Annotated in this window: 19 protein-coding genes; 7 read left to right on the forward strand and 12 right to left on the reverse strand. The window is 70.0% G+C overall.

Annotated elements, in window-relative coordinates; genetic code table 11:
• Window positions 1-62 precede the first annotated feature (62 nt).
• From infB to rimP, 4 genes are all read right to left on the reverse strand, one after another.
• Window positions 63-3383 carry a translation initiation factor IF-2 gene (infB, locus tag CYFUS_RS39130; protein WP_095989829.1) on the reverse strand — a complete coding sequence of 1107 codons (3321 nt, stop codon included), beginning with the start codon at window positions 3381-3383 and terminating at the stop codon, window positions 63-65.
• A 72-nt stretch (window positions 3384-3455) separates the two neighbouring features.
• The gene (locus CYFUS_RS39135) at window positions 3456-3809 is read right to left on the reverse strand and encodes a YlxR family protein (RefSeq protein WP_332468318.1); all 354 of its coding nucleotides are present in this window, start codon (window positions 3807-3809) and stop codon (window positions 3456-3458) included.
• 28 nt (window positions 3810-3837) lie between these two features.
• The gene (gene nusA, locus CYFUS_RS39140; RefSeq protein WP_095992501.1) at window positions 3838-5526 is read right to left on the reverse strand and encodes a transcription termination factor NusA; all 1689 of its coding nucleotides are present in this window, start codon (window positions 5524-5526) and stop codon (window positions 3838-3840) included.
• A gap of 61 nt (window positions 5527-5587) precedes the next feature.
• The gene (gene rimP / locus CYFUS_RS39145; RefSeq protein WP_095989831.1) at window positions 5588-6070 is read right to left on the reverse strand and encodes a ribosome maturation factor RimP; all 483 of its coding nucleotides are present in this window, start codon (window positions 6068-6070) and stop codon (window positions 5588-5590) included.
• A 218-nt stretch (window positions 6071-6288) separates the two neighbouring features.
• Here rimP and CYFUS_RS39150 point away from each other — a divergent pair, with 218 nt between their 5' ends.
• The 6 genes from CYFUS_RS39150 to CYFUS_RS39175 all read left to right on the forward strand — a co-directional run bounded on the left by CYFUS_RS39150 (window position 6289) and on the right by CYFUS_RS39175 (window position 12397).
• Window positions 6289-7092 (forward strand): carbon-nitrogen hydrolase family protein, encoded by an 804-nt coding sequence (locus CYFUS_RS39150; RefSeq protein ID WP_095989832.1) that lies wholly within the window; start codon window positions 6289-6291, stop codon window positions 7090-7092.
• Window positions 7093-7187: 95 nt separating this feature from the next.
• The gene (locus CYFUS_RS39155) at window positions 7188-7637 is read left to right on the forward strand and encodes a FecR domain-containing protein (RefSeq protein WP_198316983.1); all 450 of its coding nucleotides are present in this window, start codon (window positions 7188-7190) and stop codon (window positions 7635-7637) included.
• A 14-nt stretch (window positions 7638-7651) separates the two neighbouring features.
• Entirely contained in the window at window positions 7652-8512 is an 861-nt protein-coding gene (locus CYFUS_RS39160; RefSeq protein ID WP_095989834.1) for a LysM peptidoglycan-binding domain-containing protein, read from the forward strand.
• A gap of 18 nt (window positions 8513-8530) precedes the next feature.
• Window positions 8531-10231 (forward strand): HD domain-containing phosphohydrolase, encoded by a 1701-nt coding sequence (locus CYFUS_RS39165; protein WP_095989835.1) that lies wholly within the window; start codon window positions 8531-8533, stop codon window positions 10229-10231.
• A gap of 85 nt (window positions 10232-10316) precedes the next feature.
• The gene (locus CYFUS_RS39170; RefSeq protein WP_095989836.1) at window positions 10317-10655 is read left to right on the forward strand and encodes a DUF971 domain-containing protein; all 339 of its coding nucleotides are present in this window, start codon (window positions 10317-10319) and stop codon (window positions 10653-10655) included.
• A gap of 20 nt (window positions 10656-10675) precedes the next feature.
• On the forward strand, window positions 10676-12397 hold the full coding sequence (locus tag CYFUS_RS39175) for a protein kinase domain-containing protein (RefSeq protein WP_095989837.1): 1722 nt from the start codon (window positions 10676-10678) through the stop codon (window positions 12395-12397).
• 23 nt (window positions 12398-12420) lie between these two features.
• On the opposite strand, the gene CYFUS_RS39180 is transcribed toward CYFUS_RS39175, so the two are convergent.
• From CYFUS_RS39180 to CYFUS_RS39200, 5 genes are all read right to left on the reverse strand, one after another.
• Window positions 12421-12948 (reverse strand): ClpXP protease specificity-enhancing factor SspB, encoded by a 528-nt coding sequence (locus CYFUS_RS39180; protein WP_095989838.1) that lies wholly within the window; start codon window positions 12946-12948, stop codon window positions 12421-12423.
• A gap of 28 nt (window positions 12949-12976) precedes the next feature.
• The gene (gene smpB, locus CYFUS_RS39185) at window positions 12977-13474 is read right to left on the reverse strand and encodes an SsrA-binding protein SmpB (protein ID WP_095989839.1); all 498 of its coding nucleotides are present in this window, start codon (window positions 13472-13474) and stop codon (window positions 12977-12979) included.
• Between the two features lie 14 nt (window positions 13475-13488).
• Window positions 13489-14343 (reverse strand): pantoate--beta-alanine ligase, encoded by an 855-nt coding sequence (panC, locus tag CYFUS_RS39190; protein ID WP_095989840.1) that lies wholly within the window; start codon window positions 14341-14343, stop codon window positions 13489-13491.
• Window positions 14344-14346: 3 nt separating this feature from the next.
• Window positions 14347-15252: a 3-methyl-2-oxobutanoate hydroxymethyltransferase gene (gene panB / locus CYFUS_RS39195; protein WP_095989841.1), complete on the reverse strand. Its 906-nt coding sequence runs from the start codon at window positions 15250-15252 to the stop codon at window positions 14347-14349.
• A 163-nt stretch (window positions 15253-15415) separates the two neighbouring features.
• Window positions 15416-16039 carry a deoxynucleoside kinase gene (locus tag CYFUS_RS39200; RefSeq protein WP_095989842.1) on the reverse strand — a complete coding sequence of 208 codons (624 nt, stop codon included), beginning with the start codon at window positions 16037-16039 and terminating at the stop codon, window positions 15416-15418.
• A 214-nt stretch (window positions 16040-16253) separates the two neighbouring features.
• Between CYFUS_RS39200 and CYFUS_RS39205 the strand changes: the two genes are divergently transcribed.
• Window positions 16254-16520, forward strand: coding sequence for a hypothetical protein (locus CYFUS_RS39205; RefSeq protein WP_095989843.1), 267 nt, complete (start codon window positions 16254-16256; stop codon window positions 16518-16520).
• A gap of 21 nt (window positions 16521-16541) precedes the next feature.
• Here the strand turns inward: CYFUS_RS39205 and CYFUS_RS39210 are convergent, their stop codons facing one another.
• The 3 genes from CYFUS_RS39210 to tsaD are packed head-to-tail and all read right to left on the reverse strand — an operon-like array spanning window position 16542 to window position 18794.
• Entirely contained in the window at window positions 16542-16943 is a 402-nt protein-coding gene (locus CYFUS_RS39210; protein ID WP_157758917.1) for a hypothetical protein, read from the reverse strand.
• Window positions 16940-17782: a 16S rRNA (adenine(1518)-N(6)/adenine(1519)-N(6))-dimethyltransferase RsmA gene (gene rsmA, locus CYFUS_RS39215; RefSeq protein WP_095989845.1), complete on the reverse strand. Its 843-nt coding sequence runs from the start codon at window positions 17780-17782 to the stop codon at window positions 16940-16942. Before rsmA ends, CYFUS_RS39210 begins: the two co-directional genes overlap by 4 nt.
• Before the next feature lie 13 nt (window positions 17783-17795).
• A complete protein-coding gene (gene tsaD, locus CYFUS_RS39220; RefSeq protein WP_095989846.1) occupies window positions 17796-18794 on the reverse strand; it encodes a tRNA (adenosine(37)-N6)-threonylcarbamoyltransferase complex transferase subunit TsaD in 999 nt (332 codons plus the stop codon).
• Between the last annotated feature and the right edge of the window lie 32 nt (window positions 18795-18826).

An 18826-nucleotide genomic window follows, 5' to 3' on the forward strand; every position in this document is an offset into this window, starting at 1 on the left:
GCCACGAGGGGCGGGCCACCGGGAGCAATCCCGGTGGTGGAGCACGACGACCCCGAGCGGGACTAGCTCAGGCTCGGCCGCGTCTCCTCGATCTCGTAGGCCTCGATGATGTCGCCGGGCTTGAGATCGCTGTAGTTCTCGATGCCGATACCGCACTCGAAGCCCTGGGCGACTTCCTTCACGTCGTCCTTGAAGCGTCGCAGCGAGGCCATCTTCCCCGAGTACATCTGCTTGCTGTCGCGCAGCAGGCGGATGAAGGCGCCACGCTTCATGACGCCATCGAGCACCGCCGCACCGGCGATGGTGCCCAGCTTCGGCACGTTGAAGGTGTTGCGCACCTCCGCACGGCCCAGCTTGCGCTCGGTGCGGATGGGCTCGAGGAGGTCCTCCATGGACTTCCGGACACCGTCGATGAGCTCGTAGATGATGCCGTAGGTCTCCAGCGTCACTTCCTGGGCCTTGGCGGCGGCCTCGGTGCCGGACTCGGGCTTCACGTTGAAGCCCACCACCATGCCCTTGGAGGCGGCCGCGCGCATCACGTCGCCCTCGGTCATGGCGCCCACGCCCGCGTGGATGATCTCCACCCGGACCTTGTGCGTGGACAGCTTCTGCACCGCTTCCTTGACGGCCTCGGCCGAGCCCTGCACGTCCGCCTTGATGACGAGCCGCAGTTCCTTGGGACCGCCACCCGCCTTCGTCTTGGCGAAGAGCTGCTCGAGCGTCTCGCGGGTGTTGGCCTTGCCCAGCTCCGCCTCCCGGCCCTTCATGGCGCGGTGGGTGGCGATCTCCTTGGCGGCCTTCTCGTCCGCCACGGCGTTGAGCGTCTCGCCGGCGGTGGGGACACCGGACAGACCGATGACCTCCGCCGAGTAGCCCGGGAGCACTTCCTTCACGGCCTCGCCACGGCTGTTGTTCATGGCGCGCACGCGGCCGAAGTGGGTGCCGGTGACGACGGCGTCGCCCACCTTGAGCGTGCCCTCCTGCACCAGCACGGTGGCCACGGGACCGCGGCCCTTCTCCAGCTTGGCCTCGATGATGGCGCCCACCGCCGGACGCGACGGGTTGCTCGTGAGCTCGAGCACCTCGGCCTGCAGCGCGATGTTCTCCAGCAGCAGGTCGATGCCCATCTTCTGCTTGGCCGACACGGGGACCATGATGGTCTCGCCGCCCCACTCTTCCGGAGTGAGCTCGTGGTTGGCCAGGTCCTTCTTCACGCGGTCCGGGTTGGCGCCCGGCACGTCCATCTTGTTGATGGCGACGACGATGGGCACCTCGGCGGCCTTGGCCTGCTTGATGGACTCGATCGTCTGGGGCATCACGCCGTCATCGGCGGCCACCACCAGCACCACGATGTCCGTCACGTTGGCGCCGCGGGCGCGCATGGCCGTGAAGGCCTCGTGGCCCGGCGTGTCGAGGAAGGTGATGTCGCCGCGCGACGTCTTCACCGAGTAGGCGCCGATGTGCTGGGTGATGCCACCGGCCTCGCCCGCGGCCACGTTGGCGGCGCGGATGGCGTCGAGCAGGCTCGTCTTGCCGTGGTCGACGTGGCCCATGACGGTGACGACCGGCGGACGCGGACGCTCGTCCTCGGGGCGCACCTGGACCTCGGGCAGGAAGTCCTCGACCTCGAAGCCCGCCTTCTCCACGCGCCAGCCGTAGTCGGTGGCGAGCAGCTCGGTGGTCTCCGCGTCGATGACCTGGTTGGCCGTGGCCATCTTGCCCAGGCCCATGAGCTTCTTGATGAGCTCGTTGGTGCGCACACCCATGCGCTGGCCCAGGTCGGACACGCTGATGCCCTCCTGGATCTTGATGACCTTCTTCTCCTCGGCCATCTGGGTGATCTGCGTCTTGGCGCCCTTCTTCGTGGGCTTCTTCTTCTTGCCCCGGACGGGGATGGTGACGCGGCCCCACACCAGGTCCGTCATCTCCTGCTTGGAGATGCCGCCCTCGGTGCCCGGAGCGCCCTTCTTGCCACGCCCGCCTGCCTTCTCCTTCTCCTTGTTCTTGGAGACGTCGACGAGCTCGCGGCCCCGGCCCAGGTGGTCCGGAACGACCTTGTACTCGCGCTTCTCACCGATGGCGCTCTTGCCGGGCGCCATGGGGTACTGCCGGCCCGCGCTCGTGGTGGGCGTGACGCGGCGCACCTGGATGAGCGGGCGCGAGATGACGACGGCCTGGGTGGCCGTGGGACGCAGCGAACGCGGATCCTGCGCGACCTGCTGGTGGGGAACACCGCCCACCATGTGGGTCGGCGACGCAGGCGTCGCCCCGCCAGCGGGAGGAGCCCCCTGGGCGCCCACCGGAGTGCCCGGAGACGAAGGACGCACCGGCGCCGAGGACGGGCCACTGCGCTGGTACTGGCTCGGCCCACCGCGCTGGTACTGGCCAGGGCCACCCGGACGGCCACCCTGACCACCGGGTCCACCCGGACGGCCACCCTGACCACCGGGTCCACCCGGACGACCACCCTGACCACCGGGTCCACCCGGACGGCCACCCTGACCACCGGGTCCACCCGGACGGCCAGAGCCCGACATGCCGGGTCCTCCCGAGGAAGAGGACCGCTGGGGTCCAGAAGAGGGATGCGAAGGCGTCCGGACAGCGGGCGGAACCGCCGAAGGCGGCGGACGGGTAGGCAAGTGGGGTGACTCCTTGAAAGAGGATGCCGGCCGCGAGGCGGCGGGGGCTGGGGTCGGAGCCCGAGGGGGCTCCACCGCCCGGGGCGCCTCGGCGGCGGCGACGGGAGGCTGCGGGGCAGCAGGGGTGGAAGGCGTCGCGGCCGCCACGGGGGCCGGCGTCTCGACGCGGGGCGCCTCGGCGGGAGCCGGGGCGGCGGCCTCGGCCCGGGGGGCCTCGGCGACAGGAGCAGGCGGAGGAGGCGGCGGCGCGGCCACCGGGGCGGGAGCCTCCGGGGCGGCCGACACCGGCGCGGTCACGGCCGGAGCGGGCGCGGCCGGGCTCTCCGCCACGGGGGCGGCGATGGGCGGGGCCTCGGCGCGAGGGGGCTCGGGAGGCGCGACCACCACGGCGGCGGCGGCCTCGGTGGCGGCCGGCTCGGTGACCTCACGCGGCAGGTCGACGGAAGCGGTCGGAGCCGCGGAGGCGGGTGCCTCGTCGGGCTGCTCGGCGGAGGGCGCGTTCGACGGGGCCTTGCGGCGCACCACGAAGCCCTTGGCCGCCACGGGCGCGGCGGCCTGCTTCGGCTTGCGCTTGTCGAGGATCCGCTGCACGGCGGAGGTGGCCTGATCGTCCTCGAGCGAGGACGAGTGGCTCTTGACGTCGTAGCCGAGCGCGACGAGCTCGGTCACGACCTCTTTGTTGTCGAGCTCGACCCCGTGGTCCTTGAGCTCCTTGGCAATCTCGTGAACTCGCTTCTTCGACATACCTTGCTTGGCCTTTTGCTCCGCCGGCTACCAGGCGCAGCACCCTAATCCAAAAACGTGTGTGAGTGGGTGCTAACGCCCACTCCCTCCGGTCGCTCCACCCCGGCCCGAGACCGACTCCAGCGCCTGTCCCAGGAGCGACGGGTCGACCGGACCCGCCTTTCCCCGGAAGGCCCTACCGAAGGCCTTCCGCTTCACCGCCGCCGCCAGGCACCCCACCCCACAAAGATAGGCCCCCCGTCCAGGGAGCTTCCTCCGCCCATCCACCACCACGCCCCCTTCAGGCCCCACCCCCAATCGGATGAGTTCCTCCTGGCCACGCCTCGCGCCGCACCCGATGCAGCTTCGCACCGGTCCGGCCCCCACCGGCAACTCTTCTCTACTATTAGTACTGGAGCGGGCTTTCAGGCGCATCCCCTCAGCCATCCAAGCGAGCTTACGACATTACCGCGAACTAAGCGCCCGCCGGCTCGGCGGAAGGCGAGGAGGCGGACGAGCCCCGTTCCGCGTTGAGTTCCGCCCGGAGCCGGGCTTCCTCCACCAGATAGTTCTCCGCCGCGCTCTTGAGCTGGCGGGCCTTCTTGATGCCCACCCCCGGCACGTCCCCCAGCCGGGCCAGGTCCTTCTCGTTGGCGATGTCCTCCACCGACTTGTACCCGGCCAGCACCAGCTGCTCGATGGCCTTCTCGCCCATGCCCCTGACACGCGCCATGCGCTCGGTCTGACTGAGCTCGTCCGGATGACGGCGCGCCTCGGCCTGGCGGGCCTGCTCGCGCTCGCGCTCCATGCGGGAGAGCTCCGCGGCGTCCAGCCCCATCTGCTTGCGCGCCTCCTCCTGCATGGCCGGCACGCGCGAGGGATCCACGCCCGGAATCTGCGACAGCACCTCCGCATTGGCCTCGGCGATGTCCTTGGCCTGACGGAAGCCGTGGGCGTAGAGCGTCTCCACCAGCATCTCGTTGACGCCGGGCAGCGCGCCCAGGGAGCGGTTGGCGAACTCGCGCATCTCGCGCACGCGGCTCTCGCTGTTGATGTCCAGCTTCCAGCCGGTGAGCTGCGCGGCCAGGCGCACGTTCTGGCCCCGGCGGCCGATGGCCAGCGACAGCTGGTCGTCCGGCACGATGAGCTCCATGGCGTGGTTGGCCTCGTCGATGATGACGCGGCTGACCTCGGCGGGGGCGAGCGCCGAGCACACGAAGCGCGCGGGGTCCTCGTCGAAGGGGACGATGTCGATCTTCTCCCCGCGCAGCTCCTGCACCACCGCCTGCACGCGGCTGCCCTTCATGCCCACGCACGCGCCCACCGGATCCACGTCCGCGTCGCGGCTGGACACGGCGATCTTCGCCCGCCCGCCCGGCTCGCGCGCCGCCGCCTCGATGACCACGATGCCCTCGGCGATCTCCGGCACCTCCATCTCGAAGAGCTTGGTGAGCAGGTTGACCGAGGCGCGGCTGAGGACGATCTGCGGGCCCTTGGACTCGCGCAGCACGTCGAGCACGTACGCCTGGACGCGGTCACCCGCGCGGTACGTCTCGCGCGGCACCTGCTCGCGCACCGGCAGCACCGCCTCGGCGCGGCCCAGGTCCACGATGATGTTGCCGCGCTCGAAGCGCCGGGCGATGCCGGTGACGATCTCGTTCTTGCGGTCCTTGTACTCGTTGAAGACGTTCTCGCGCTCGGCGTCGCGGGTGCGCTGCAGGATGACCTGCTTGGCCGTCTGGGCCGCGATGCGCCCGAAGCCGCGCCGGAACGTCTTGAGCCGCAGGATGTCCCCGTACTGGTTGTCCTGGGCCTTGGCCTCCTCGGCGTCCTCGTCCCGGTAGAAGATCTGGAACACGAGCTCGTCGCCCGGCTCCACTTCCATGCCCTTCTTGTGGGCCTCGTCGAGGGGAATCTGGTTCACCGCCTGGATGGGATCGGTGATGATCTCCACCACGGTGATGGCCTGGAAGAGCTCCACCACGCCCTTCTCGGCGTCGTACTTGGCCTCGAGGTTGCGCTCCTGGCCGAAGTGCTTCTTGGCCGCGGTCGTCATCGCGTCCTCGAGCGTGGAGATCAGCACGCTCCGCTCGATGCCCTTGTCCTTGGCCACCTGGTCCAGGACGAGGTTGAGGTTGATGGTGGGATTGGCTGGCGTGGGCATCTTCTTCTCCAAAAGGTTCCACGGGCGCGCCCGCGCGAGGGCGCCCCCTGTATGTGGACTGCTAGAACTCGAACTCCAGATTGGCCTTGGCGATGTCCTTGAAGGGGATGCGGAAGCTGCCCGCTCCTTCCACGTCCACGCTGATGGCGTCGGCCGCCACCTCGGTGAGCGTGCCGGTGAAGTTCTTGCGTGGCGGCTCCCCGATGGGCCCGAAGGTCTTCACCTTCACCCGCTGGCCCTTCACCCGCTCGTAATGCTGCGGCTTCTTCAGGGGACGGTTCACGCCCGGGCTGGACACCTCCAGGTTGTACTCGTGGGGAATCAGGTCCTCCACGTCCAACACCGTGTCCACCGCCCGCGACACCTGCGAACACTCATCCAGGCCCACCCGCCCACCGGGCTTGTCGATGAACAGGCGCAGGACCCAGCCCTCGTGCTCGCGGACGAACTCCACCTCGAGGAGCTCCAGCCCCTCGCCCGCAACGATGGGCTCGAGCACCGATTGTGCCCTCGCCTCCACCGTCTGCTTGATGTTCTCCGCCATAGGCCGCTTCGAAAACTCCGGACTCCCAAAAACACGAAAAGCGGGCACGGACGGCCCACTTTTCGAGGAACTGCGTCGAAAAATGTCGGCGGCGTCCCTAGCACACGCCACCTCGGGGTGTAAAGGAAGACGCACCCCATGCTCCGTCAGCAAAACACTCCCCCCGGGCACAAGGATTCCCGGGGTTTCCGCGACAAGGAGGCGGTTATAACGGCGCCATGCACCTCATCGCCGCCGCCCAGATGGTGTCCACCGCGGACAAGACCCACAACCTCGATTCGGCCGCCCGGCTCGTCCAGCGGGCCGCCGACCTGGGAGCCCGACTCGTCGGTCTGCCCGAGAACTTCAGCTGGATGGGCCCGGAGGAGGAGAGGGCCTCCGCCGCCGAGACGCTCGACGGCCCCTCGCTCTCGCGCATGGCCGAGCTGGCACGCGAGCGCAAGGTGACCCTCCTGGCCGGCTCCATCCTCGAGCAGGGGGCGCCGGGAGGTCGGTTCTACAACACCACGGTCGTCTTCGGCCCGGATGGCTCGCGGCTGGCGGTGTACCGGAAGATGCACCTGTTCGACGTGGACGTGGGCGATGGCAAGCCCTACCGCGAGTCCGCGGCGGTGGCCCCCGGCAACGAGGTGGTGGTGGCGGACACCGAGGTGGGACGGCTGGGGCTGTCCATCTGCTACGACCTGCGCTTTCCCGAGCTCTACCGGCGCCTGGCGACGGGAGGCGCCACGTTGCTCGCCGTGCCGGCGGCCTTCACGCTGATGACGGGCAAGGACCACTGGGAGGTGCTGCTGCGCGCGCGCGCCATCGAGAACCAGTGCTACCTCTTCGCCCCGGCCCAGGGCGGGCGGCACTCGCCCCAGCGCGTCACCTGGGGCCATGCCATGGTGGTGGATCCCTGGGGACTGGTGACAGCCCGGGCCTCCGAGGGAGAAGGGCTCGCCGTGGCAGCGATGGATACCGAACTGCTCGCGCGCATCCGGCGAAATCTGCCTTGCCTGCAACACCGTCGACTGGAATGAAGCGACCAGGCGGTTGGAGCATGCCCCCCTGGGTCCCGGTTGCATTCCCCGGTACACTGAGGGCTGGACCCCCCGTGAACAACCGCTGGTATTCGATGATGTTCGTCCTCGCCCTCTCGGCCCTCGGCGTGGCCTGCCCCGCCGACGAGAAGCCCGTCGCGCCGGTGCACGTGCCGGCCGTACCGCCCCCGGTGCGCCGCGCCCAGCTCAAGGGGATGCATGGGGACGTGAAGGTCAAACGCGCGGCCGGAGACGAATGGCTCCCCGCCCAGGAAGGCATGGCGCTCTTCGAGAATGACAAGGTACGGACCGTGGCGGGAGCTGGAGCGCAGGTCGTCTTCGTGCAGGGCAGCGTGGTGAACCTGGGCGAGGACGCGTTGATCGGCATCGCGGAGACGCGGCCCCGCCCCGGACAGGAGCGCACGGACCTGACGGTCTTGCGCGGACGGGTCGACGCCGAGCTGGAGGACTCCTCGCGCCAGGCGCTCTCCGTCACCACCCCCGCGGCCACGGTCCGGGCCGGAAGGGACATCGTGTTCCAATGAGGCTCTACCTTCTGATGGCGTTGCTGTCCCTCGCGCCCGGCGAGGTCGAGGTTCGCGCCGGCGAGTCGCTGGACCAGGTCGCCGAGCGGACCCTGGGCCGCGACGGAGCCAGTGAGCTCAAGGCGATCAACAAGTTGAAGGGCGACACGCTCGTGCCCGGCACGAAGCTGAAGCTGCCAGGGCCCGATCGGGAGCGGGCGCAGATGGCGCTGAAGTCGGCGCGCAACTCGGTGGAGCAGTCCGATCCCAATTCGCCCCAGCACGAGGAGGCCCTGGCCAAGCTCAAGGAGGCCGAGTCCCACTTCCACAGCGCGCGCTACGAAGAGGCCGCGCAGACGGCCGACGACGCCTGGAAGCGGCTCGCCGAGCGTCCCGCCCAGCCCACCCGGCTGAGCGTGGTGGTGAACGATCGGGGCGACACCGTGGTGAAGGCCGTGTCCGGCCGGGTGTCCGTGGAGGGCGGCGGCACCACCCAGGTCATCGAGGATGGGGCCAGTGTCCAGGTGGAGAAGGGCCAGGCGCCGCGGCTGGTGCTGGGCGTGCCCCGCCCCACCCAGCCCCAGGACAAGCAGCGGCTGAGCGTCAAGCCCGTCAAGAGCGGTCTGCAGCCCGTGCTCATCTCCTGGAAGGCGGTGCAGGGCGCCGAGAGCTACGAGGTGGAGCTGGTGCCCGCCCAGGGCGAGCGCCGGGTGATGCCCGCTCCGAGCAACGAGTTGCAGGTGCCGCTCGCCGCGGGCACCTACCGCTGGAGCGTGCGTGCCCTCTCGCGCGACTCGCGTTCCGAGGCCTCGGCCGAGCGGGACTTCGAGGTGGAGGTGGCGGAGGTCCCCGCCAAGCGCCTGCGCGTCAAGGTGCAGTCCTCGAAGTGGAAGTAGCAGGGAGGTCCATCCCCCATGCGGCTCTTCAAGACGCTCCTGCTGTTGATGCTGGTGGCCAGCCTGGTGCCCACGGTGATGGTGGGCCTGCTGTCCGTGTCCGACACGCGCGAGCTGCTGGTGCGCGATGCCCAGGAGATGGCCCAGGAGCGCGTCAAGCAGCTCAAGCTCAAGGCGGAGACCTTCCTGGCCGAGCCCACGCGCGCGGTGATGGGCATGGCGCGCGTGCCCCAGTTCTTCTCCCTCCCCCTGGAGCAGCAGCAGACCTACCTGCGCTCGGTGCTCAACCAGCGCCGGGAGATCCAGGCCATCACCGTCCTGGGACTGGATGGCCGACGGCTGCCGGGCCTGCAGGCCTTCGCCGTCAATGACGTGCCCCCCACGGCGCTCGCCGAGCACGAGGCGCGCGCCATGGAGCTGCTCGAGGGGCTCAACGGCCTGCGCTACGCGGACGTGGTGGGGCGCACCGACGGCGAGGCCGTGGTGACGTTCGCCATCTCCGTGGGCGAGCCCATCCAGGGCTACATCGCCGCGGACGTGTCGCTCGGGGAGCTGCAGACCATGCTCGCCCAGGAGCGCGTGGGCAGCACCGGCTTCGTCTACCTCACCGATGCCCGGGGCCTGGTGATCGCCGGCGGTGGCGGACTCGTGGCCCACCAGGACGCCTCCAAGCGGCCCGTGGTGGCCTACCTCCTCCAGGACGTGTCACGCACGCAGGACACGGACATCCTCCACGTGGGCAACTTCGGCGAGGGCGCGGACGCCGTGGTGGCCGCCTACGCCACGCTGGCCGAGCCGACCTGGGCCATCATCTCCGAGCAACCGGTGGCGCTCGCCTACAAGCAGGTGGAGACGATGGAGCGGCGGCTGTTGCTCACCGTGCTCGCCGCCACGCTGGTGGCCCTGGGGCTCGCCGCCTTCTTCTCGCGCGGCGTCACCCGCCCCCTCAAGGGCTTCACCGAGGGCGCGCTGCGGCTGGCCCAGGGCAAGTTCGGCCTCGAGGTCAACGTGCCCCAGAAGAACGAGCTGGGCGACCTGGCCCGGACGTTCAACTACATGAGCAAGCAGCTGCTCGCGTACGACCACGAGAACCGCGGCCTCTACGAGAGCCTCGAGCAGGGCTACCTGGAAACCATCGTCGCGCTGGCCAACTCCATCGACTCCAAGGACTCGTACACCCGCGGCCACAGCCAGCGCGTGGGCGACGTGGCGGTGGAGATCGGCCGGGAGCTGGGCCTGTCCGAGCGCGAGCTCAAGCAGTTGCAGTTCGGCGGCATCCTCCACGACATCGGGAAGATCGGCATCGTGGAGTCCATCCTCTGCAAGCAGTCGCGGCTCACCGACGAGGAGATGGCCGTCATGCGTGGCCACCCGGACATCGGCGACACCATCATCAAGCCCATCAGCTTCCTGGGCCCCATGCGCGCGTGCGTGCGCAGCCACCACGAGCGCTGGGACGGCACCGGCTACCCGGACGGGCTCAAGGGCGAGGACATCCCCCTGCTCGCGCGCATCGTCGGGTGCGCGGACACCTTCGACGCCTGCACCTCCACCCGCCCCTACCAGAAGGCCATGCCGCTGGAGAAGGCCATGGAGATCCTCGACAACCTGAGCGGCCGGCAGTTGGACCCCGCCGTGGTGGAGGCGCTGCGCCGGGTGCTCAAGAAGCGCGGCGTGCGCGTCGAGGGACACCGCCTGCCCGTGAAGCTGGCGTCGTGAAGCCGTCACCTTCCGCCGCCCATCCCCCCACGCCCGGTGGTAAGCAGCACCCGGGCCGACTCCTGGCCCCGAGAGAGGAATCGTCTTGAGCTTCTGGGATCGCATCAAGCCCGCCGAGCGCCCCCTGTCCGCCTCCGAGGCGGAGACGTCCGCGGACGGCCTCCGCCTGCGCCTGCTCTGGGAAGACGGGCTGAAGACGGACACGAGCGCGCAGCACCTGCGCCAGCAGTGCCCGTGCGCGGCGTGCGTGGACGAGTGGACCAACAAGCGCACGCTGGACGCGTCCCAGGTGCCCGCCTCGCTGCGCATCACCCAGGTGCAGCCCGTGGGCAACTACGCGCTCAGCTTCGTCTTCAGTGACGGGCACTCCACCGGCATCTACCCCTGGAAGCTGCTGCGCGAGCTCACCCAGCCCCGGGGCTGAGCCGTCCGGAGGCGCGCCCCGTGAACGAGTCCCGCTACCGTCTGGTGCGTCCGCTCGCCGTGGGAGGCATGGCGGAGCTGTTCCTCGGCAGGGCGCGGGGCGCGGGCGGCTTCGAGAAGCCCGTGGCCATCAAGCGCATGCTGCCGCACCTGGCCAGGGATCCCACCCTCGCCCGGATGTTCCTCGCCGAGGCGCGGCTCGCCACGCACCTGCAGCACCAGAACATCGCCAGCGTCTACGACGTGGGCAGCGGCGACGAGGGTCTCTTCCTCGTCATGGAGCTGGTGGAGGGGTGGGACTTGAGCGTGCTGCTCGACCACGCCCTGCACCACGGCCAGCGCTTCCCCCCGCACCTGGTGGCCTTCATCGGCACCCAGGTGCTCGCCGGACTCGTGCACGCCTACCGCCGCCTGCACGAGGGCCGCCCCGTGCTCACCGCCCACCGCGATGTCTCGCCCTCCAACATCCTCGTGTCGCGCGAGGGCGAGGTGAAGGTGACGGACTTCGGCATCGCCCGCATGGAAGGCATCTCCCTGGGCACCCAGCCCGGCACCTTCAAGGGCAAGCTGCCCTACTCCGCGCCCGAGGTGCTCCAGGGCGAGCCCGCCACCGCCGCGAGCGATCAATTCGCGCTCGGCGTCGTGCTCCATGAGCTGCTCTCCGGACGCCATCCCTTCGAGCCGGGCGATTCGGCGGAGCCCATGGCGCTCGCCCTCTCCATCATCCAGCAGGAGCCCGCGCCCCTCCCGGAGGTGCCCACCCCCTTGAGCGCGATCATCCTCCGCGCCCTGGCCCGAGCCCCCGCCCAGCGCTTCCCCCGGCCCGAGGACATGGCCGAGGCCCTGTCGCGCTACCTCGCCCAGAGCGGCGAGCCCGCCAGTTCGCACGCCCTGGCCGCCTTCATCGCCCAGCTCCACCCGCCCCCGACCCTGCTCGAGCAGGAAGCGCCCGCCGAGCAGCCCCACGCGCAGACCCACACCCTGCGTCACCCGACCCTCCCCTCCGACGTCATGAAACCTTCTGACTCCGAACTCCCCCCCGAGGAGGACTGGGATGAAGTGCCAGGCGGCCCCGCACTCAGCACGAGTGGACAGGTCATCCGGACCACGCCCGCGTCCCCCCCTCCGCTCGCCTCGCACTGCGGCCATTGCCATGCCCCTCTTCCCGCGGACGGAGCCCGGTGCCCACGGTGCGGTCAGACGCAGCCTCCCATTGTCTCTCCCCTCGGCCGGGACGACACCCCGCTCGAGCTCGCGTCCCCGCCCCAGACACCGGACCGGGCGGAACGCTCCCCGCTGGAGCTCGACGGGCCACGGGCCGCCCCCTCCGAGCCCCTGCGACTCGCCGAGCGGGCCCCCCGGGCCGGGAACACCTATGTGCCCGTCGACATGCGCGGCCCCTGGCGCCGACGCCTGCGCTCCCTGCTGACGACCCTGCTCGTGCTGGGAGGCATCGGAGGAGCACTCTGGGTGGCCTGGCCCCACGCGGGGCCCCTGCTCGCGCGGGTGCGCGCCCCCCTGGGCCTCGCGGCCCCCACCGCCATCCTCTCCATCCAGAGCACCCCCACGGGCGCCACGGTGAGCGTGGACGGCAAGGTGGTGGGCACCACGCCCCTGTTCATCGACAACACCTACCCCGAGCAGTCCATCCCCGTGCGGCTCACCCTCAAGGGCTACAAGCCCTGGAAGGGCACCTTCACGGGAAGCCAGCCGGAGTCGCTCGACATCCAGCTCAAGCGCTGAGGGCGGGCCCGGAAGCCCGCGCCTCACTTCACCAGACGCAGGTGGCCCCGCCGGGGCTCGGGCGGCTCGTCCTTGGGGCCCTCGGCCTCGGAGGGCGGCAGCGGCGCCTCGGACTCGGGCGGAGGCAGCACCTCGCGCAGCACGGCCCGGGGACGCTCCACGGGCGCCGGGGGCGGGCTCGCCGGCTCCGGCACCCCTTCGGGAACCTTGGTCGTCACCATCGACTGCTGGAGCAGCTCGATCGGCATGTCGTCCGGATAGGCCCAGGACTCCTTCGTCACGTGGCTGGTGACGGCGAAGAGCGCGGACCAGGGCACCGCCACCTTGAAGCGGCTCCCCGAGAAGCTCAGCGTGCAGCGCACGCCCCACTCCCCCACCGTCAGGTCCGGCGGATCGAACCGGTAGGAGAGATTGAGGCGCAGGTGGGACTCATTGCGCAGCGAGTGGGGGACGAGCACCCCCGGACGGCGCGCGTCCAGGTGGATCATCACCATCCCCTTGTCGAGCGCGGCGAGCAACCGCGCCTTCTTCTCGGGAACCTTATTGTCCATCGCCGTCGCCGGCGGGAGGGGGGGCGTCTCAGCGACGGCGCATCGCCCGGTCCATCTCCCGCTTCGTCTCCCGTTCCTTGATGTCCTGCCGTCTGTCTTCGTGGGTCTTTCCGCGGCACAGCCCGAGCTCCACCTTGGCCCGGCCCTGCTTGAAATACATGAGCAACGGGATGATGGAATAGCCGCGCTCGCGCACCTTCGCCATCCACCGATCGAGCTGCTCGCGGTGCAGCAGCAACTTCCGGCCCCGGAGGGGCTCGTGGGAGAAGAAGCTGGACGGGTTGTAGGTGCCGATGTGGGCGTTGAGCAGGAAGAGCTCGTCGCCCTTGGGCAGCGCGTACGCGTCCGACAGGTTGACCGTGCCCGCCCGCAGCGCCTTGACCTCGCTGCCGGTGAGCATCAGGCCCGCCTCCAGCTTCTCGTCCACGGAGTAGCTGGCGCGCGCCTTGCGGTTCTCCGTGATGATCTTGATGCCGGGCTCACCCGTGCCGCTCTTCCCGCCACCCTTACCCTTCGCACCCGACATTCGCGCGTGTCCCTCTAGCCGCCGATGGGCTGGTTGTCGATGAGCCGGGTCTTCCCGGCGAAGGCCGCGACGATCATCCTCGCGGGCTGCCCCGGCGTCACGGCCGACAGCGGCTTCAACGACGTGGCATCCACCAGCTCCACATAATCCTCGCGCAACCCCGCCGCCGCCAGTTCACGGCGCACCACGTCGACGAGCGCCGTGGCCTCGCGGGTGCCCCGCTGGTGGAGCGCCTGGGCGGCCGCCATTCCCCGCGACAGGGCGAGCGCCCGGTGACGCTCCTCCGGCGACAGGTAGGCATTGCGCGAACTCATGGCGAGCCCGTCCGGCTCACGCACGGTGGGCAGGCCGACGATCTCCACCCCCAGGCACAAATCACGCTCGAGGGCGCGGATGACCTGGAGCTGCTGGTAGTCCTTCTCCCCGAAGAGCGCCACCCGGGGCTTGAAGAGGCACAAGAGCTTGGTCACCACCGTGGCCACGCCCTGGAAGTGGCCGGGCCGGCGCGCGCCGCACAGGCCCTGGCTCACCTCCCCCACCGTCACCGACGTCTGGAAGCCGGGCGGGTACATCTCCGCCGGCTCGGGGGTGAACACCGCCTCCGCGCCGGCACTGGCGCACTTGGTCAGGTCCCCATCCAGGTCGCGCGGGTAGCGGGACAGGTCCTCGTTGGGACCGAACTGGGTGGGGTTGACGAAGATGGAGGCGGCGACGACGTCGGCCCGGCGGCGTCCCTCGCGCATCAACGACAGGTGGCCCTCGTGCAGGTAGCCCATGGTGGGCACCAGGGCCAGGCTCCGGCCCGAGCGGCGAAGCGACTCCACCCAGGCCACGGTCTCGGCGACGGTGCGAAGGACGAGCGGGGCCATGGGCTAGACCGGGGCTCCGTAGATGGGACCCAGCTTGTCACCCACCTCGGCGGGCAGCGCCTCCGTGGCGGCCGGCTGCGTGGGCATCAACCGCACGGGCTGCTTGCCCTTGAAGGAGTGCTCCTCGTCCGGGAAGTTGCCCGCGCGCACCTCGGAGAAGTAGGCGCCCGCCGCCTCGGTGATGGAGCCGTGCAGGTTGGTGAAGCGCTTGACGAACTTGGGCTTGAAGTCCGGATTCATCCCCAAGAGGTCGTAGCAGACGAGCACCTGGCCATCGCAGTGCTTGCCGGCGCCGATGCCGATGGTGGGGATGGTGAGCTTCTGGGTGATCTGCCGCGCCAGGTCCAGCGGCACGCCCTCGAGCACCAGCGCGAAGCACCCGGCGCGCTCCAGCGCGAGGGCGTCGTCCACCATCTTGCGCGCGGCGTCCTCGTCGCGGCCCTGCACCACGTAGCCACCCATCTTGTGCACCGACTGCGGCGTGAGGCCCAGGTGCCCCATGACGGGGATGCTGGCGCGCACGATGGCCGACACGACGTCGGCGAACTCCGCGCCTCCCTCGAGCTTCACCCCGCCCACGTTGCCCTCGGCCACCAGGCGGCCCGCGTTGCGCACCGCCTCCTGCGCCGACACCTGGTAGCTCATGAAGGGCAGGTCGCCCACCACCAGCGCCCGCTTCGTGCCCCGGGCGACCATGGCCGAGTGGTACACCATCTGATCCATGGTGACCGGGAGGGTGGAGTCATGACCCTGGACGACCATGCCCAGCGAGTCTCCGACGAGCAGCACGTCGGCTCCGGCCTCGTCGAACAGCCGGGCGAAGGTGGCATCGTAGGCCGTGACCATGCAGATCTTCTGGCCGGCCTGCTTCTGGCGCTTCAGCGTATGGATGGTGACCTTGTCCTTCACGGTTCACCTCCTGTGGTGAGGGGTAGGGTTCCTGCGGTGCGAGCATGGACGTCCTTCAGCGTCCCCGAGGGGGATCGCCTTGGACGGCCACCGAGGAACACTCTAACGCCCTTGAGCACGCCGTGGGGTCCTCTTTGAAACCGGGCGGGCGAACGGGCGCCGCTCAGGCGCGCTTACCTTGCGACACCCGCGCCTGGTCGATGGACGCCAGCAGACCCTTCAGGTCCCCTTCGTCGTGGACGAAGTCGATGTCCGACGTGTCCACCACCAGCAGCGGCGTCTCCGTGTAGCGGGAGAAGAAGTCGTTGTAGGCGTGGACGAGTTCCTCCAGATAGCCCGCGTCGAACTGGCGCTCGAACTCGCGGCCCCGCTTCTTGATGCGGTGGAGCAACACGTCCAGGCGGGCCTTGAGGTAGATGACCAGATCGGGCCGGGTCACCCGCGGCGCGAGCGCCTCGAAGACGCGCTCGTAGAGGGCCAGCTCGTGCGAGTCCAGCGTCAGGCACGCGAAGATGCGATCCTTGGCGAACAGGTAGTCGCTGACCGTCACCGACTGGAACAGGTCCGTCTGGAACAGCGCCTGCTGCTGCTTGAAGCGCGAGAGCAGGAAGAAGATCTGCGTCTGGAAGGCGTACTTCTGCCGGTCCAGGTAGAAATTGGCGAGGAAGGGATTCTCCTCGACGACCTCGAAGACGCGCCGCGCGCCGAAACGCTCGGCGAGGATGTTGGAGAGACTCGTCTTGCCGACGCCGATGGGCCCCTCGACCACGATGTAGCGGTTGTCCATCCGCTTCGAGACCTCCCGAACTCCGCTGGAACTCCACCCGGAAGCGCGGCCCCACGGCCACTGCCCACGGTGGGGCGGGGATAAGAGCACGGGACCCGCGAGCGGGCAATGTTCGCGCTCCTCGCGGGCACGCCGGGCTTGACGGCCCAAGAGGCGTCCACTACCAGGGATGCCCACGCGCGGAAGCGAGCGGGACACGCGAGGACCTGGAGCGATGAGCCGACGTCAGCGAGCGAGGACGATCACCGAGCTGGAGCCCTCCCCGGCCCCGGCCACCGGCACGACCGAGCCTCCCCCTCCGCCGGATCCCCTCTACGGCGTGGCCCTGCTCAAGATGGCCCTGGAGCTCAAGCGCCAGCGCGAGCGCTCCCCGGAGGAGATCCTCCGCGGCGTGCTCGCGCGCATGCGGCTGTCCGAAGAGGAGTTCCGCGCCTGGCTCGCGCACCAGGGCGAGCTGGCCAAGGTGTTCGGCGGCCCCTGAGCACAGGGCCCCCGAGCCCGCTCAGCGCGCGGCCAGCCAGCCCAGGAGGACGGTGTCCACGGCGTTGCTCAGGGACTTGCAGAACGAGTACTCGGTGCGAAGCCGCTCCACGGGTGAAGCCGCCTCGAAGCGCCGCGTCTCGAAGAAGAGCGCGTACACCACCTGATCGCCCACCTTGGAGCGGATGCCCAGGTGCTCACCCTGTACGTCCATCTGCGGCAGCAACATCCTATCCAACGAGCGGTACACCCGGGCCATGTCCCGCGTGGCGCCCACGAAGGCGTTCTCGTCGAGGACCGGAATGGGTGCCGGATCTCCCCACTGCAGGAGCACCTGTCCCTCCACGCGCGCGAACACCGCGTACACCACGCCGAAGCGGTGGAGGATGGGCTCCAGGGTCTCCACGGGCAGGGGCTTCATCACGCGCCGCGCCCCTCCTCCACCGGTCCCAGCGCGCGCTCGAGGGCGGCGAACTCCACGGACGAGAGCGTCTCCGCGCGACGCGTGGGATCGATGCCCGCCGCCGCCAGGGCCGCGAGGAGCTGCTCGTGCGTGCCCAGCGACTTGTCGGACTTGAGCGAGTTGATGAGCGTCTTGCGGCGCTGGGCGAAGCCCGCCTTCACCACGCGGATGAAGCGCGCGCCATCCACCACCGGCGCCAGGGGCTCGGGGCGGCGGATGAGCCGCAGCACCGCCGAGTCCACCTTGGGCGGCGGATGGAAGCGCTCCGCCTCGATGTCGAAGAGGTTCTCCGCGCTGAAATAGAGGCCGAGGATGGCGGTGAGCAACCCGTACTCCCGCCCACCCGGCTCCGCCGACAGCCGGTCCACCACTTCCTTCTGCAGGGTGAAGACGGCGCGCGTCACGTGCTCGCGCTGCTCGAGCACCTGGAAGAGGATGGAGCTCGTCAGGTGGTAGGGCAGATTGCCCGCGACCTTCACCTCGGGAGCACCCGCCACCTCGGCGAAGTCCACCGTGGCCGCGTTGCCATCCACCACGCGCACCCCGGGGATGGCCTCCTTCTCCAGCACCGCGATCATGTCGCGGTCCTTCTCCACCACCGTCACGGCCGCGCGCGTGGCGGCCAGGAAGCGCGTGAGGTGGCCCAGGCCCGGACCCAGCTCCACCACGGGCTCGCCCTCGCGCAACTCCAGCGCGTCGGCGATGGCCTCCAGCACGTCCGGATCTCCCAGGAAGTTCTGCCCCCAGCTGTGCTTGGCCCTCAGGCCGTGGCGCTGGAGGATTTCACGAGGTGTCTCCACGGAGTCTCTCCCTTCACATGCGCCAGGCGGGATCCGCGGACAGACTGAAGTCACCCCTCAGTCCCCGCCTCCAGGCCTCGTAGCCCGCCACGGCGATCATCGCGCCATTGTCCGTGCACAACCGCACCGGGGGAAGAAAGAGCTTCAGGTTGCGCTCCCGCGCGCGCTCCAGGCAGAGCGAGCGCAGACGCGAGTTGGCCGCCACACCGCCGCACACCACCAGGCGCTGCAGGCCGAGCCGACGCGCCGCGGCGACGAACTTGCGGCTGAGCGCGTCCGCCACCGCCTCCTGGAAGGAAGCACACAGGTCCGCCAGGGCCTGACCCTCGGGCATGCCGTGCTTCTTCACGTGGTGCAGCACCGCCGTCTTCAACCCGGAGAAGGACCAGTCGAAGTTCTCCGCGCCGGGCAGCGCGCGGGGAAACCGGATGGCCTCCGGGTTGCCCTTCTGGGCGAGCTGATCGATGGGCAGGCCCCCCGGATAGGGCAGGCCGAGGATGCGCGCCGTCTTGTCATAGGCCTCGCCCGCGGCGTCGTCGCGGGTGCTGCCCACCAGCCGGTAGTGGCCATAGTCGCGCACCTCGTAGAGGCTGGTGTGCCCTCCGGACACCACGAGCCCGAGGAAGGGCGGCTCCGGGGCGTCCTCCAGCAGCCGGATGGCGAGCAGGTGGCCCTCGAGGTGGTTGGCGCCCACGAAGGGCTTGCCGGTGGCGAGGCTCAGCGACTTGGCCACCTGCACGCCCACCAGGAGGGCGCCGATGAGGCCCGGGCCCGAGGTGACGGCGATGAGGTCCACGTCGTCGAGCGTCTTGCCCGCGCGCGTCAGCGCCTCGTGCAGCACGGGCATGACCTGCATCACGTGGTTGCGGCTGGCGAGCTCCGGCACCACCCCACCCCATCGCCGGTGGATGTCCACCTGGGTGGAGACGACGTCGGAGAGCACCCGCCGACCGTCCTCGACGAGGGCGGCGGCGGTTTCATCACAGGAGGTTTCGAGTCCGAGTACGAGCAAGGGCACCTCTCTACCAGGAGCCCGCCGTCGCG

It is taken from the genome of Cystobacter fuscus (genome assembly GCF_002305875.1).
GTDB classification, from domain to species: Bacteria; Myxococcota; Myxococcia; order Myxococcales; family Myxococcaceae; genus Cystobacter; species Cystobacter fuscus_A.